This window comes from Planktothrix sp. PCC 11201 (assembly GCF_900009135.1).
Taxonomy (GTDB): Bacteria; Cyanobacteriota; Cyanobacteriia; order Cyanobacteriales; family Microcoleaceae; genus Planktothrix.
Genome location: NZ_LT797685.1, coordinates 54,128 through 69,200, shown reverse-complemented (window position 1 = coordinate 69,200; position 15,073 = coordinate 54,128). Strand labels below are relative to the sequence as shown.

14 protein-coding genes are annotated in these 15,073 nt (G+C 39.9%); 11 read left to right on the top strand and 3 right to left on the bottom strand.

What is annotated here, in order from left to right; translation table 11 throughout:
* Positions 1-73: 73 nt before the first annotated feature.
* From PL11201_RS00735 to PL11201_RS00725, 3 genes are all read left to right on the top strand, one after another.
* Positions 74-1,777 (top strand): glycosyltransferase family protein, encoded by a 1,704-nt coding sequence (locus tag PL11201_RS00735; protein WP_079676741.1) that lies wholly within the window; start codon positions 74-76, stop codon positions 1,775-1,777.
* 117 nt (positions 1,778-1,894) lie between these two features.
* Positions 1,895-2,779: a hypothetical protein gene (locus tag PL11201_RS00730; RefSeq protein ID WP_079676740.1), complete on the top strand. Its 885-nt coding sequence runs from the start codon at positions 1,895-1,897 to the stop codon at positions 2,777-2,779.
* A gap of 113 nt (positions 2,780-2,892) precedes the next feature.
* On the top strand, positions 2,893-4,227 hold the full coding sequence (locus tag PL11201_RS00725) for an IS701 family transposase (RefSeq protein WP_079676739.1): 1,335 nt from the start codon (positions 2,893-2,895) through the stop codon (positions 4,225-4,227).
* Between the two features lie 129 nt (positions 4,228-4,356).
* Here PL11201_RS00725 and pgk read toward each other — a convergent pair whose 3' ends face one another.
* The gene (gene pgk / locus PL11201_RS00720; RefSeq protein ID WP_079676738.1) at positions 4,357-5,556 is read right to left on the bottom strand and encodes a phosphoglycerate kinase; all 1,200 of its coding nucleotides are present in this window, start codon (positions 5,554-5,556) and stop codon (positions 4,357-4,359) included.
* A 165-nt stretch (positions 5,557-5,721) separates the two neighbouring features.
* Here pgk and PL11201_RS00715 point away from each other — a divergent pair, with 165 nt between their 5' ends.
* From PL11201_RS00715 to PL11201_RS00705, 3 genes are all read left to right on the top strand, one after another.
* Positions 5,722-6,138 carry a universal stress protein gene (locus PL11201_RS00715; protein WP_079676737.1) on the top strand — a complete coding sequence of 139 codons (417 nt, stop codon included), beginning with the start codon at positions 5,722-5,724 and terminating at the stop codon, positions 6,136-6,138.
* A 172-nt stretch (positions 6,139-6,310) separates the two neighbouring features.
* Positions 6,311-7,147: a ribosome biogenesis GTPase YlqF gene (ylqF, locus tag PL11201_RS00710; protein WP_079676736.1), complete on the top strand. Its 837-nt coding sequence runs from the start codon at positions 6,311-6,313 to the stop codon at positions 7,145-7,147.
* Positions 7,148-7,445: 298 nt separating this feature from the next.
* Positions 7,446-7,709: a hypothetical protein gene (locus tag PL11201_RS00705; protein ID WP_144017633.1), complete on the top strand. Its 264-nt coding sequence runs from the start codon at positions 7,446-7,448 to the stop codon at positions 7,707-7,709.
* Between the two features lie 71 nt (positions 7,710-7,780).
* Here PL11201_RS00705 and PL11201_RS00700 read toward each other — a convergent pair whose 3' ends face one another.
* Entirely contained in the window at positions 7,781-8,641 is an 861-nt protein-coding gene (locus PL11201_RS00700; RefSeq protein ID WP_079676735.1) for an SDR family NAD(P)-dependent oxidoreductase, read from the bottom strand.
* 113 nt (positions 8,642-8,754) lie between these two features.
* A complete protein-coding gene (locus PL11201_RS00695; protein WP_079676734.1) occupies positions 8,755-9,153 on the bottom strand; it encodes a hypothetical protein in 399 nt (132 codons plus the stop codon).
* Positions 9,154-9,253: 100 nt separating this feature from the next.
* Here PL11201_RS00695 and PL11201_RS00690 point away from each other — a divergent pair, with 100 nt between their 5' ends.
* The 5 genes from PL11201_RS00690 (at position 9,254) to PL11201_RS00670 (ending at position 15,021) form a co-directional block, all read left to right on the top strand.
* Entirely contained in the window at positions 9,254-9,745 is a 492-nt protein-coding gene (locus PL11201_RS00690; RefSeq protein WP_079676733.1) for a DUF1269 domain-containing protein, read from the top strand.
* Positions 9,746-9,962: 217 nt separating this feature from the next.
* Complete coding sequence (locus tag PL11201_RS00685) at positions 9,963-11,651, top strand: NAD(P)H-quinone oxidoreductase subunit 4 (RefSeq protein ID WP_079676732.1); 1,689 nt, start codon at positions 9,963-9,965, stop codon at positions 11,649-11,651.
* Positions 11,652-11,825: 174 nt separating this feature from the next.
* Complete coding sequence (locus PL11201_RS00680) at positions 11,826-13,037, top strand: sugar ABC transporter substrate-binding protein (RefSeq protein ID WP_144017632.1); 1,212 nt, start codon at positions 11,826-11,828, stop codon at positions 13,035-13,037.
* 11 nt (positions 13,038-13,048) lie between these two features.
* Positions 13,049-14,374, top strand: coding sequence for a mechanosensitive ion channel family protein (locus tag PL11201_RS00675; protein ID WP_079676730.1), 1,326 nt, complete (start codon positions 13,049-13,051; stop codon positions 14,372-14,374).
* 68 nt (positions 14,375-14,442) lie between these two features.
* Positions 14,443-15,021: a UbiX family flavin prenyltransferase gene (locus tag PL11201_RS00670; protein ID WP_079676729.1), complete on the top strand. Its 579-nt coding sequence runs from the start codon at positions 14,443-14,445 to the stop codon at positions 15,019-15,021.
* Positions 15,022-15,073: the final 52 nt, after the last annotated feature.

The window sequence follows — 15,073 nt, the reverse complement described above, 5'->3', positions numbered from 1 at the left end:
AATTCTAAAATTAACTTGCCAGTGTGACCTAAAACCTGTTATTTATAAAATAGCTCTAGTTTTACTAAAAGTTATGAATAGAGATACTATAGATCAGGTCAGTGATCATTATTTGAATCGCGAACCCTCAGAGTTATTGAATTTTTTACCCCCTAATGCTCAAGTCCTAATAGACGTGGGTTGTCGAAACGGCAGTACAGCTGATCATTATAAACGAATTAATCCTCAAAGTTTTTATGGGGGAATTTTAATTGATTCTGAATTAAGTTCAGAAATAACTCAAGGTTTAGATAGGATTACTCTGAGTTCAATTGATCAATTAGAAACAATCCCATTAGAATTAGAAGAACAAACCGTAGATTGTTTAATTTATGACAGGATTTTACCTCAAATCAGAAATCCGCTCAAGGTTTTACAATATCACACCCGATGGTTAAAAGATCAAGGTCAGGTTTTAGCTTATATTCCTAATCGTCAGTATTGGCAAAATATTATTAATTTATTGCAAGGAAAATCAGAAAATGAGGGTGAAGAAAATACTGATTATCAAGGATTTACTTTAGAAAGAATTCAAAAACTATTCTGGGAAGCGGGATTATATATTTATGAAATTCAAACCCGAGGAAAAAAAGATGATCAGTTTCAAAATTTTCTGCAATTAGTAGAACCTCTGAGGAATACTTTGGGTTTAGATCCCAATCGTTTTGCGACTCAAACCGCCGCCGAATTTTATATTGTTCGTGCAATTAAATCGTTACAACCTCCCCGTCGTTTATTGATTCAAACGGCAATTATGGCTCCTACAGGATGCGATCGCCTGCGGGTATTGGAACCCGATCAATTGAGTGCGACCATACCCGGAACCCGCACCATTTCAGCCTCTAAATCAATTCCAAATGGTTCTATTTTACCCGAAGAAGAAAAGGTTTTTATTTGGCAACGGACAATTTTATCCTATGATCATCACTTAGAAATATTAAGAAATTTGCTAAAACAGGATTATCTTATTATTGCTGAAATTGACGATAATCCGTTACGCAGGCAGGAGTATGCAGACAATCGTTATTTGAGCTATCGCGGCTGTCATGGTGTACAGACTTCAACAGACCCTTTAAAGGAATTTTTACAACAATTTAATCCTCACGTTGCTATCTTTAAAAATCATTTATTGATTTTACCTCCCCCTCGAATTTATTCCCATCCAAAAGTTACTTTATTTTTTGGAGCATTAAATCGGGAACAGGATTGGCAACCGATTATGGAAACCTTAAACCGGGTTTTAATTCGTCATCAAACTTTAGTTAAGGTTAAGGTCATTCATGATCGACGTTTTTTTGATCATTTGGCAATATCTGATAAAGAATTTGAACCCTTTTGCAGTTATGATAGATATCATCAGATTCTGCAAACCTGTGATATTGGTTTGTTACCGTTAACCCCCACACCTGTTAATTTGATGAAATCGGATTTAAAGTTTTTGGAATGTGCGGGTCATGGGGTGGCGGTTTTAGCGAGTCCAACGGTCTATGAACAATCGGTAATTCATGAAGAAACGGGTTTAATTTATCGCAATATTCAACAGTTTGAAATGTATTTGAATGAATTAATTATTAATACCGTACTTCGGCAAAAAATCGCTAATAATGCCTATCTTTGGGTAAAAAGTAATCGTTTACTCTGCCAACATTATCAACAGCGACGAGAATGGTATTTAAAAATGCGAGATAATTTACCAAGTTTAAATCAAGAATTGCGTCAACGAGTTCCCGAATTATGATCACGGATTCAAAGGATTACGCGGATTGCACGGATTAGATTTGGGCTTCGTTGAAGTTCTTCTAATTTGCGCTACAGAATATTGGATAATTAATGTTAAAAGGTTTAGTTATAAATTATGCGGATTTTATTTACAATTCCTCACTTTTTTAACTCGGATGGAGATGGGAAACACGCCTCTTTAAGTAAAGATCCACGCCCTCGAATTACTGGGTTAGTATTTGCTTTAACTGCTTTGCGGGAACTTTATAGTCAATCCCAGTGCATGATTGATATTGCTCAATGTCAGACAATTCCTGTGAATCAGGAACAAAATTATCAAGTTGACATTGTGATTTGTACTACTCAAGAGTATCATTTGCTGGCACAAATTCCCTTACCTTCATGGTTTTGTAAACATTATTCTACCCAGGTAGAACCAATGTTATTGGGATTTCAATGTCATCAAGTTTTGCGAGAATATTTGGGTCAATATGATTATTATTGTTATTTGGAAGATGATTTGATTTTGCGTGATCCTTGGTTATTTACAAAGTTAAATTGGTTTAATCGTCACGCTGGAAATAGCTGTCTGTTACAGCCCAACCGTTACGAAGTTTCTCCCCATAGCAAAGCCATTAAAGCCTATATTGATGGAGATCTTTTACCCCATATCACGGCTAATTTTCAAAATATTCAAGATCAGCCCCAATTTATTGGGAAAGTGATGGAACAGGCGGTTTCATTTAAACGCCCTTTAAATCCCCATTCCGGTTGTTTCTTTTTGAATGCTGAACAGATGGAATATTGGGCAAAGCAACCTTATTTTTTAGATCGAGATTGTGGTTTTATCGGGCCATTAGAAAGTGCCGCAACCCTAGGAATTATGAAAACATTTAAAGTTTATAAGCCGACGGCTTCCCATGCTAATTTCTTAGAAATTCAGCATTTTGGTTCGGGTTTTATTAATTTGATTGGCCGACAAGTTAAGTATGGGAGGGAACAGGAAACAGGGAATGGGTAATAGGTAATGAGTTTCATGATTTGAAATAAAAGTGTTCTATCCCTCTTCTGTCAGTCTCCTAGAAGTAAAATTAGAAAATAAACCACATGGGTAGCTAGAAGGGGGATAGGGTAATGGATGTAGAATTACAGATTATCAAACATTTAGCCAGAGATGCACAACCAACAGTTTCAGTGATTGATGAATATTGTCAAGGTTATAAAGACCTATTCCCTGAAGTTAGAAGTTACGAATGTTTTAAATACTTACATCTAGGAATCATCTCACCAATTCCGAGAAAATCTTTACCGGAAATTGCTAAAATAGTAGGAATTAGGTCGCCGCAATCACTCCATCATTTTTTAGCCAATTCGCCTTGGTCAGCAAGGGAATTAAAGGAAAGAAGATTAGCTCGAACTCTAAAAGCATTGAAAGAAGAGAAGATTATAGTAATAATTGATGAAACAGGAGATAGGAGAAAGGGTAAAAAAACCGACTATGTAGCCCGACAATACTTGGGAAGTGTGGGCAAAATAGATCGGGGAATAGTATCAGTTAATGCTTACGGTGTTTATAAAAATATAACTTTTCCTTTAGTGTTTAGAGTATTTAAACCCAAAGGAACATTAAAAGAAGGAGATGTCTACAAAACTAAGATTGAAATCGCATCAGAAATCCTAACAGAGTTGGTTGAACTGGGATTTCAAATTGAATTGGTATTAGCAGATAGCCTTTATGGTGAAAGTAGTTCGTTTATCAGTACATTAGATAAATTTGGATTACCTTGGGTGCTGGCAATAAGAAGTAATCATGGAGTCTGGATGTCAAGCGAGGAGAAAGTTAGAGCAAACAAATGGTGTAAATTTGAGAGAGTTTTTAGCAATGGAGAATCAGAAACCCGATATATTAGAGAAATTATATTTGGAAAAAGAAGTCCGAGAACCTATTGGGAAATCACCACAGATCCAGAAACAATGCCAGAAGCCTCAACTTCATTTGTCATGACAAATTTAACAGAAAATAGGAACCAGATAAAAAAGACATTAGGTAATTTATACGGGTTAAGAACATGGGTGGAATATGGATTTCGACAATGTAAACAAGAACTGGGTTGGACTGACTATCGGTTGACGGATTTTCAAGATATAGAAAAATGGTGGGAAATCATTTTCTGTGTGTATTTAATGATTAGTTTCAACTCCGAAGTTTTCCGGTCTTTAAGTCAAGGAAGTCCCAGAGAATCGGAGAGCAAAAAAAACACCACAGATTGCTCGAATCACCAACAATGGAATCATAAAGAGGGATGGAAAAATGTTTTAAATAATTTGCGTTTAATAATTCAGCCTACTATTATATTGTGGTTGATTGCCCCGTGGTTAGATGTTTTTCCTGATCGTTATTTATTGCTTGGGTTTCATAAATTAATTCAGAATATTAATCAATTTCAATCTTATTTTCCCAATGGATAACTCTACTTTTTATTACTTGTTGGTTTCGGAGACTGACAGAAGAGGGATATATAGGAATCATCACAAAAAATTTATAGGGAATATGACACTGCCATATCCCCTACAAATTCAGGTTAACTCACCCTAAAATTACTTGTCATTTAACGCAGCAATTCCGGGTAATACTTTCCCTTCTAACAGTTCTAAACTGGCGCCACCCCCAGTGGAAATATGGCTCATTTGTTCGCCTAAATGCAACTGTTCAACAGCCGCAACGGAATCACCACCACCGATAATGGTAATCGTGCCTGTTTTGGTTAAATCTGCTAAAGTTAAAGCGATCGCTTTTGTCCCAGCGGCAAATTTCTCAAACTCAAAAACCCCCATGGGGCCGTTCCAAATCACGGTTTTGCAATCGCCTAACGCTTCTTGGAAGACTTTAATTGAATCGGGGCCAATATCTAATCCCATCCAACCATCGGGAATATCATTAATGCTAACGGTTTTTGCTTCCGCATCAGGAGCAAATTTATCAGCAACAATCACATCGGTAGGTAATAAAAATGCCACACCTTTTTCTTTGGCTTTGGCTTCCAATGCCCGGGCTAAATCCAGTTTATCTTCTTCCACCAAAGATTTACCCACATTCAAACCGCGAGCTTTATAGAAAGTGAAAATCATCCCACCGCCCAACAGCAATTTATCGCATTTATCTAAAAGAGCTTCAATTACACCAATTTTAGAAGACACTTTAGAACCACCCACAATAGCCGCTAAAGGCCGTTTAGGTTCTTCAATAGCGCCTTGTAAAAACTTGAGTTCTTTTTCAATTAAATAACCCGCCACAGAAGGCAAATAATGAGTTACTCCTTCAGTAGAAGCATGGGCACGGTGGGCGGTTCCAAAGGCATCATTAACGTATAAATCGGCAACAGAAGCTAATTTTTTCGCAAATTCAGGATCATTATCTTCTTCTTCGGCATAGAAACGGACGTTTTCTAATAATGCCACATCGCCATTTTGCAGTTCGGCAACTCCTTGGATGACTTCATCGCCAATACAATCGTCAAATTTCTTAACGGGTTTACCTAACAATTCCGATAACCGGGCAGCCACAGGGGTTAAACGCATGGACTCGTTAACTTGACCTTGGGGACGACCAAAGTGGCTAGTTAAAATCACTTTAGCGCCTTTGGAGGTTAAATCTTGGATTGTCGGCAGAGCCGCACGAATCCGTGTATCATCGGTAATTGAACCGTTATCTAGGGGAACATTAAAATCAACGCGGACTAATACCCGTTTCCCAGATAAATCTGATGCTGATAAATCTGCTACAGTTTTTTTTGACACAGGATAATCCTCCTAGGATGTTTTGTTGTCTAAATCAGATTAAATTTAGGGGGCATGGTTTAGGTTTGGGACGGTTTAATGCTGTCTATCAACCCAATCCGGTCTACCACCTAATCGTTCACAGTAAACATTCTACCGAAGTCCGCGTCTCGGAGATGCGCGATTATGTTTAAAACCATTTTATTTGCTGTTGACCAAAGCCGTGAAGCCCACGAAGCGGCGGTAATTGTGACCAACCTGGTCAAAACCTTTGGGTCTAGTCTCCATGTTTTGGCGGTTGTGGAGCCCAATGCCGAGGTGACCGAACCTCATCCTCATCCTGAACAAATGACGTCCCCGGAAGCGGTGGCGGACTTGCTGAAACAGGCTCAAACCCTGTTTTCTCAGGAGGGTATTGAGGCTCAAATCCTGGAAAAAGAGGGAAAACCCGCTTTTACGATTTGTGACGTTGCCGATGAAATTAATGCGGATTTAATTGTCATGGGTAGTCGAGGCATTGGTCTTACTGAAGATGGTGCCGCCGATAGTGTTACCAACCGTGTGATTAATTTGTCTCCCTGTCCTGTTCTGATTGTTCCTTAAGGGAGGGTAAAGTTTCAACGTGGAACACTTAGCTGTTAGCTGTTGGTTGTTAGTCAGCGAGCGAGGACGCTCGCACTGCTTACTCCCTATGCTCCCTCTAAGAGAGTCCTAAAGGACTCACTACGGTGAGATGATCCCCCTGCCCCTCTGCTCCCCCTGCTCTCCTAACATAATGTCTATCCAATGGTATCCCGGTCATATTGCTAAAGCGGAACGCACCCTTCAGGAACAACTGAAACGGGTGGATGTGATTTTGGAGGTGCGAGATGCTCGTATTCCTCTGACGACCCATCATCCCAATGTTCCGCAGTGGGTGGGAAGTAAAACGAAAGTGCTGGTAATTAACCGTATGGATATGATTCCCTCTCGTATTCAAAAACAGTGGGAGGAGTGGTTTGAGGAACAGGGGGAAACGGCTTATTTTACGAATTCTAGGTTGGGAAATGGGGTGGATGCGGTGGCGAAAGCTGCCCAAGCTGCCGGGTTACAAATCAATGAAAAACGGGCTGTGAGGGGGATGTTGCCCCGTCCTGTGCGGGCGGCGGTGATTGGTTTTCCGAATGTGGGAAAATCGGCGTTAATTAATCGGTTATTGAATCGACGAATTGTGGATAGTGCTAGACGGGCGGGGGTGACTCGTCATTTGAAATGGGTGAGAATTTCTGAGACTCTGGAATTATTAGATGCTCCTGGGGTAATTCCGACCAAAATCAGAAAAGAGGAAGATGCCTTAAAGTTGGCAATTTGTGAGGATATTGGGGAAGCGTCCTATGAAAATCGACAGGTTGCAACGGTATTAATCGAGTTGTTACAGGATTTGAATTTACAACATTTGCTAGTTTCCCGGTATCAATTAGAGTTTACGGCTCTGAGTGGGGATATCTATTTACAGGAATTGGCAGACTATAGAAACAAAGGGGATATCGAACGCACTGCCCGTCAAATGTTAAATGATTTTCGTAAGGGTTTGTTGGGAAATATTGCCTTAGAATTACCGCCTAATGTTTAGTTTTCAGTCAATTTAAAGTATGAGTTGATAGCCATGACATTCTCTCTGTTTCAAATGATCCAAAAGTTATATTAAGAAAAGCGGGATTATCTGTACTCTAATCCCATCTGTGGACTATATAGCAATCCTAAATAGGTTGTAACATTTCAATACTGACATGAAACAGTCAGAAGTATTACCCCTGTTCCCTTTTGATCAGGAATTTTGAACACAACTCAAATAGGATTGCTATAGTAGATATTAGTGAAATCTGCAATTACAGGAATTCTGTTGTTTTAACCAAATATAATGTCAGTTCATGAACGCTTCCCTAATGTCGTCTAATTCCATTTCTGGTCAAGTTTTGATTCAGGTTCCTTCCCAAACACAAACCTCTCAAGTTCCTCCCCCAAATCTAACTCTGATTGATCAAAAAGGGCAAGATTTAGTGGAAATTGGAGCCGTTTTATTGGCAATTAGTTTAATTTTAGTGATCAGATTATTGAGTAAAAAAGTAGAATACGCCCTGATTTTTGCAGCAATTGTAACGGCTATTTTAGTTCCTCTTTTATGGTTTTTATAATATCAAAAATCAACAGTTAACGGTTAAAACTTGACCGTTAACTGGGGTAATTCAGAGTTAATTCTTAACGATTAAAAGGCTGTCCAACCGCCATCGGTTGCCACGACACTCCCTGTGATATGAGCAGCTTCTTCTGAGGCATAATAGAGAATAGAAGCAGCTTGTTCTTCGGCGGTTGCATTGCGTTTCAACATACTTTGAGTTTTTGAACCTGGTAATACCATTGAACCCGAATCTGGTGTGCCATCACCCGATGCAGCTTGAGCTTTTAGAACAATTTGCATGGCTTCTTCCACCATCGGTGTATCGGTTCCTGATGGACAAATTGCATTACAACGGATACCATATTTAGCATAGTCTAGGGCAATTTGACGGCTAATCCCACTGACACCATGTTTAGAAGCGACATAGGGAGGATTACCTGGTAAACCTGTTAATCCAGCAATAGAACTCACATTCACAATTGCACCGCCAAGTCCCTGCTGAATCATGACTTTTAACTGTTCCCGACAACACAAGAAAACGGAGGTTAAATTATTAGCAATTACCCAATTCCAAGTTTCATCGGATGTTAAATGTACCGGACTGGGATTACCAATAATTCCAGCATTATTAATGCCAATATGCAGTTCTCCAAAGGTTTGAATTGTGGTTTCTACGACCTGCAATACTTGTTCAGGAATAGAAACATCGGCATGAACAAAAACCGCTTTTCCACCTTCAGCAATAATCTGATTTGTTGTTTCTTCTCCTAAATCTTTGAGGCGGTCAGCAATGACGACATTGGCACCTTCCCTTGTAGCTCTGATTGCTGTGGCTTTACCAATTCCCCTGGCACCTCCGGTAACAATTATTGTTTGGTTAGTAAAGCGATTTGGAATATAATAATTGGGGTCTAATTTGGGCGTGTATTGAAAATTTTCGTTGGACATAGATGCTTTTCCTGGGTGCTAAATTAATGACAAAATTATCGAGACATGATGATTAACAGCAAAAGGATAATCACTACTCTCTAGCCAATACCAATCCACAGTCAACCTAAATTCTAGTGACAAATTCCGGTAAAAGTTTGACCACTATGCCGAATTTGAACGACACTGTAGTTACCAAGCAGGGTAAAACTAATCGGACTTCCGGCTTGAGATTTTCCGCTAAAAGTATCGTTGCCTTGATAGCTTGTGGAGGCTAAAGCGGCTGGCTCCATTTCTCCATTGATGAATTCATTGATGGTGACAGAAACGGATTGCTTTTTCTCTATGGTGTTGTCATCAATGACAGAGGTATAAAAGTAGATTTTATGACCTTGATTGGTCATTCCTTTGGCAACACAGATAATGCCATCACCCAAATTGGGAGATGCTGAAGCTATTTGGACTGCAATGCTAGGAAATAGAAATACTGTTCCTATCGCTACAGCACTCAATTTGTTAAGGAAATTTAACATACACTGGGTAATTGTTGAATAGATCGACGCCAATTCAAATATTATTATATCATGATAAATTAATGAATTATCCTTGAACATCAACAGAGGAATTTAAATTATGGCCACACTAACCGTTTGGAAATTTCATACCGCCGAAGGCGCGGAAACTGCACTTGCTAAGTTAGTCCAACTTCAAAAAGAGTATTTAGTTGAAATTCAGGATGCTGCGGTTGTTACTTGGCCAACGGGTCGAAAAAAACCTAAAACCGTTCAAGCCTTTGATTTAGTGGGAGCCGGAATGTTAGGCGGGGCTTTTTGGGGAATGCTATTTGGCTTAATATTTTTTATGCCCTTTATTGGTGCGGCAATTGGAACCTTAGTTGGAGCACTTTCTGGTCAATTTAACGATTATGGGATTAATGATGACTTTATTAAAAGTGTGCGTGAACAAGTCACAGAAGGAACCTCTGCCCTATTTTTGCTAACAGGTAAAGTCACGATAGACAAAGTGGAAGAAGCGTTTAAAGATTTCGATAAAGGAGAACTGATTCAGTCTAATTTATCAACGGAACAAGAAGCAAAACTGCGAGAGCATTTTGGGGAAGAATAATTAAAATTTAACCACAAATCAACCCGATTACATTTGATTTTTAGGCTGGAAATTATCAAATGCAGTCGGGTTTTATCTTGACAATTGATTAAAGTATATAGATATTGAAAATCCATAGACTTTAATCAATTGTTATCCCAGGTAAAATTTATATACAAATCGTTACACAGTTGAGTACAATACAATTATTCACGGATAAGTATTTGTTCTTACTGTCATGATGGCGGATCAATTTCCCTGGCTGACCACGATAGTCCTGCTCCCACTCGTTGCTTCGGTGCTAATTCCTGTACTGCCGGATAAAGACGGCAAACAGTTGCGCTGGTATGCCCTGGGTGTAGGCATCGCCGACTTATTATTAATGTGCTATGTCTTCTTGAAGTACTACGATGCGAGCAGTGCAAATTTCCAACTCGTGGAAAAGTTTCCCTGGGCGCCTCAATTGGGTTTGAACTGGGCCGTTTCTGTAGACGGGATTTCCCTTCCCCTGGTACTTCTGGCCGGACTGGTTACAACCCTGTCTATTTTTGCAGCTTGGCAGGTAGACCAAAAACCTCGTCTGTTCTACTTCCTGATGTTGGTGCTGTATTCGGCCCAAATCGGGGTGTTTGTGGCTCAAGACTTACTGCTGTTATTTATTGTCTGGGAACTGGAATTAATTCCGGTGTACCTATTAATTTCCATCTGGGGCGGGCCAAAACGCCGCTACGCCGCGACTAAATTTTTATTATATACGGCCGCAGCCTCTTTATTTATCCTGGTGGCTGCCTTAGCAATGGCCTTCTATGGCGGTGGCCCCTTAACGTTCGATATGGTGGAACTGGGTCTGAAGGATTATCCTCTCACCCTAGAATTATTGATGTATGCCGGGTTATTAATCGCCTTTGGCTTGAAACTGGCGGTTTTTCCCCTACACACTTGGCTCCCAGACGCTCATGGTGAAGCCTCGGCTCCGGTTTCGATGATTTTGGCTGGGGTACTTTTAAAGATGGGGGGATACGGTCTGATTCGGGTGAATATGGGGATGCTACCCGATGCCCATATCTACTTTGCCCCGATTCTGGCAATTTTAGGGGTGGTTAATATTGTGTATGGCGGATTAAATTCCTTTGGCCAATCGAATATGAAACGCCGCCTGGCCTATTCCTCTGTGTCTCACATGGGATTTGTGTTGCTGGGAATTGCCTCCTTTACCGATATTGGGGTGAGTGGAGCATTATTACAAATGATCTCTCACGGTCTAATTTCGGCGGTGCTGTTCTTCCTGGCGGGTGTTACCTATGACCGCACCCATACTCTGGCTTTGGATGAAATGGGTTATATCGGTAAGGTGATGCCCAGGGTGTTCACTCTGTTTACCGCCGGGGCTATGGCATCCATGGCCTTACCTGGGATGAGTGGCTTTGCCAGTGAGGTGTTAATCTTTATTGGGATTAGCACCAGCGATATTTATAGCACGACTTTCCGAGTGGTTCTGGTGGCCTTGGCGGGTGTGGGATTAGTTCTGACCCCGATTTATTTACTGTCAATGCTGCGTCAGTTATTCTATGCAACGGGTGAAGCGCCTGCTTGTATGTTGGGTGATGCGGTTGCAAAAAATCCTGGTGACCTAGAGGCATTTTGTTTTGGAACCAGTTGTGTACTCCCCTCGGAATCGACTTTTAGTGATGCTCGACCTCGGGAGGTGTTCATTGCAGCGAGTTTCCTGGTACTGATTGTGGGAATTGGGTTATATCCTAAACTGGTAACTAAGGTTTATGATGCCACCACCGTTGCCCTCAATAGTCAGATGCGGGATTCTTATGCTCAGGTGGCTAAAGCTAATCCTGATTTGTATGCAAAGGGGTTTATGGCTCCTAGGATTGCTAAACCGGAGGTGGCTTCGGTTTCGGGAATGTTGAAATAACAGTAATTTCAATTTAGTTAAAATAGCGATCGCTTTTATTGAAAAGGGCGATCGCTTGTTTTATAGTAAGGGTTGGGCATAATTTAACTCCAAAGACAGAAAGAAGTTGTCAAGAGTAAACTGCCGATTGCTATAGACCGTTTCAATATTTGATTTAGGGAGTAGGAAAATCAATTGCGTTACCGTTTTTTGCAGTTAATTATCTTAGTATTAATATTTTTGACCAGTTGTAGTCCCAAGGATACGGACAAAATATCTGAGCCTCAACCACAATCCATTCAAGGGCAGATTTTAGTCTGGCATTCCTTTGAGGACAAAATCAAGGAAATGATGCAAGAGTCCTTGAAGGACTATATGCAAATATATCCTAATGTTAGGATTGTGAGTGAATATATTCCCAGTGATCAATTAGATCAGCAATTCCGCAAACAAGTTAAGAGAGGTTTGGGGCCTGATTTTCTATTTACCGCTTCTGGGGTGATTCCGAGTTTAGTTCAGGATAATTTGATTCCGGTGATTCAAGACTTTGACTTTTCGGGTTATCTTCCTGCGGCGATTAGTCATGTTCGCTATCAAGGAAAAATGTATGGTATACCCACCTCGGTGATGACTCAAACTCTTTGCTATAACAAGAAGAAAGTGAAGTTACCGCCTAAAACTTTAACGGAACTCTTGCAACAAGCCAAGACGGGTTACTCGGTGGGGATATGGTCTAATTTTGTAGGCACTTTTTGGGGAGTGCAAGTTTTTGGGGGGAAATCTTTTGATGTCCAAGGTAATTTTGTTTTTGATCAAAAAAGTTGGGGAAAATGGATGGAGTGGCTAAAAATTGCCCAAAACGAACCAAATATGGTTTTTAGTGATGGTATTGAAGGTTTAGAACAGGGATTTATTAATAACCGATTAGCCTATGTTTTTTGTGATTCTTCCGAGTTTCCAAAATATAGCCAAGCGTTAGGAAAAGATAATTTGGGTGTTGCCTTATTACCCGGGGAAGGGAACAACCCCGCCGGGCCTTTTATCTATTCCCGTGTGATTTTGTTTAATCGAATATCGAGTCCTCAGCAACAGCAGTTAGCTCTAAAATTGGCTGAGTTTTTTACAAATCCAGAACAAACTCGTAAGCGGTTAAGTCTCCTAGAAGGCTCTTTTATGCCGGCTGATAACAATGTTAATGTTAATAGTCGTTTGTTTCCCCGAGAAGCAATATTAGTCCAGCAATCTAAAACCGCAATCGCGATTCCTTTAGACCAAGTTGAATCAGCGCGGGTTTGGGCGAAGACGGGCAATAGTTTATATCCTCAAGTATTAGCGGGAAGTATCACTCCTGAAGATGCTGCTGCTCAGATTACTGAAACTGTTAATCAGAAATCAAGTCAACCTTAAAAAAATATTATATGTCTAATCAACCTAATTTAACATTTATTGTTGATCAAATTACTAAACTCTTAATTTTTTTGAATCGCTCTCCGGTACAAATTCAATTAGGGGTGATTTTGATCTCGATTTTAGTCGGTCATAGCCTATCCTATTGGGTCGGTAAAAAAATTAAAGAGAATTTCCCACAACTAGCAGTTAATCTAGTCCAAGAAACAACTTTAGCTCCTTATTGGTGTGGATTAGTCTTAATTCCTGATTTAGTGGGTCGGGGATTTAGCTTAATTGTCTTAAATTTATTTCAAAATTTATTCATTTATCAAGGATGGATTGCCGGAATTATAACAATCGCAATTAATATTTTATGGGTTTATCTATTTTATCGAATTTTTATCGTTAGTTTATGTCTATTTATTCCGATTAATCGGGTTAAAGAGTGTAATTTCTATTTTTTTAGACCGATATTTGTTTTATATATTTTGAGAGAAATTTTAAATTTATTTGTAGATTTTGAGAAACTTCTGCAAGTGGTGGTGATTAATTTATTTGGCAGTTCGGTCACCGTAGCAGCAGTTTTAATTAGTACCGTGGGGTTATATTTATGGATTGTTGCCGTCAATATTTTACAATATATCCTCTGGCAGACTACTATTAATAGCACGAAACTGGATTCGGGTAGTGCTCAAGCCTCATTAATTTTAATTCGTTATTTTTTAATTACTCTAGGAATCGTGATTGTTATTGGATATCTAGGATTTAATTCTACAACATTTGCGGCAATTACGGGGGGTTTATCCGTTGGAATTGGGTTTGGTTTAAAGGAAGTATTTAGTAATTTTATTAGTGGGATATTTCTATTATTTGAAGGCTCTTTAAGACCGGGAGATATTATTGAAATTGGGGGAGAATCGAGTGAAGTTAAAAAAATTAGTATGCGAGCCACAACGGTACAAGTGATGAGAGATAATTCAGAAAAAATTATTCCGAATCAAGTCTTTTTTACCCAGGAACTTAAAACCATGACGGGGAGCGATCGCCGGGTGCGAAAGTCTTTGATTGTGGGAGTGAGTTATGATTGTGATCCGCAAAAGGTGATTGAGATTTTATTAGAAATTATCTATAAACATCCTGAAGTTTTAAATGATCCGGCCCCTTTGGTCAATTTTATTGATTTTGCAGAATCCAGTTTAGATTTTGAGATCACAGTCTGGTTAGAAACTCCCATCGGAGGGAAACGAATTATGAGCGAAATTGCTTGTGAGATTTGGAAAGTTTTTGCAGAGAATAATATTGAAATTCCCTATCCTCAACGAGATTTACATATTCGCAGTGATATTAGAAAATAAGTTGATTGAAAAAATGGGTTTATTTAGGGCTAAAATACAATAATTCAGATTAGGAAGCCGCCATTAATATGACCAGTTCTAAACGTCTCATTGTGGGCATTAGTGGGGCGAGTGGTATTATCTATGCGGTGCGTCTGTTGGAACTCCTGCGGGAAACCGATGTAGAAACCCATCTGGTGGTTTCTCGGGCGGGAGAAATCACTAGAGCCCATGAGTTGGATATAGATAGTAAACAACTTCACAACTTAGCTGATGTGAGCTATGCTATCGGTGATGTGGGGGCGGCGATATCTAGTGGTTCGTTTCGGACAATGGGGATGGTGATTCTGCCCTGTTCGATGAAAACTTTGGCTGAGGTGGCGACGGGAGTGACGAGTAACCTGCTCACCCGGGCGGCGGATGTGGTACTCAAAGAGCGCCGTCGGTTGGTGTTGATGGTGCGGGAAACCCCTCTCCATGCTATCCATCTTAAAAATATGTTAACGGTGACTGAATGCGGGGGAATTATTATGCCTCCGGTTCCGGCATTTTATACGATGCCAAAATCAATTGATGAAATGGTTACAAATACGGTTTGTCGGGTGCTTGACCTCTTTGATATTGATGGGGGTCAGATGAAACGCTGGGAGGGAATCAGTAATCAGTAATCAGTTATCAGTTTAAGAGTTATCAGTCGTAGGGGCGGGTTCATCAAAATTT

Coding starts and splice junctions, on each gene's coding strand:
- PL11201_RS00735 (WP_079676741.1), top strand. CDS start 74: ATGAATAGAGATACTATAGATCAGGTCAGTGATCATTATTTGAATCGC.
- PL11201_RS00730 (WP_079676740.1), top strand. CDS start 1,895: ATGCGGATTTTATTTACAATTCCTCACTTTTTTAACTCGGATGGAGAT.
- PL11201_RS00725 (WP_079676739.1), top strand. CDS start 2,893: ATGGATGTAGAATTACAGATTATCAAACATTTAGCCAGAGATGCACAA.
- PL11201_RS00715 (WP_079676737.1), top strand. CDS start 5,722: ATGTTTAAAACCATTTTATTTGCTGTTGACCAAAGCCGTGAAGCCCAC.
- ylqF (WP_079676736.1), top strand. CDS start 6,311: ATGTCTATCCAATGGTATCCCGGTCATATTGCTAAAGCGGAACGCACC.
- PL11201_RS00705 (WP_144017633.1), top strand. CDS start 7,446: ATGAACGCTTCCCTAATGTCGTCTAATTCCATTTCTGGTCAAGTTTTG.
- PL11201_RS00700 (WP_079676735.1), bottom strand. CDS start 8,641: ATGTCCAACGAAAATTTTCAATACACGCCCAAATTAGACCCCAATTAT.
- PL11201_RS00695 (WP_079676734.1), bottom strand. CDS start 9,153: ATGTTAAATTTCCTTAACAAATTGAGTGCTGTAGCGATAGGAACAGTA.
- PL11201_RS00690 (WP_079676733.1), top strand. CDS start 9,254: ATGGCCACACTAACCGTTTGGAAATTTCATACCGCCGAAGGCGCGGAA.
- PL11201_RS00685 (WP_079676732.1), top strand. CDS start 9,963: ATGATGGCGGATCAATTTCCCTGGCTGACCACGATAGTCCTGCTCCCA.
- PL11201_RS00675 (WP_079676730.1), top strand. CDS start 13,049: ATGTCTAATCAACCTAATTTAACATTTATTGTTGATCAAATTACTAAA.
- PL11201_RS00670 (WP_079676729.1), top strand. CDS start 14,443: ATGACCAGTTCTAAACGTCTCATTGTGGGCATTAGTGGGGCGAGTGGT.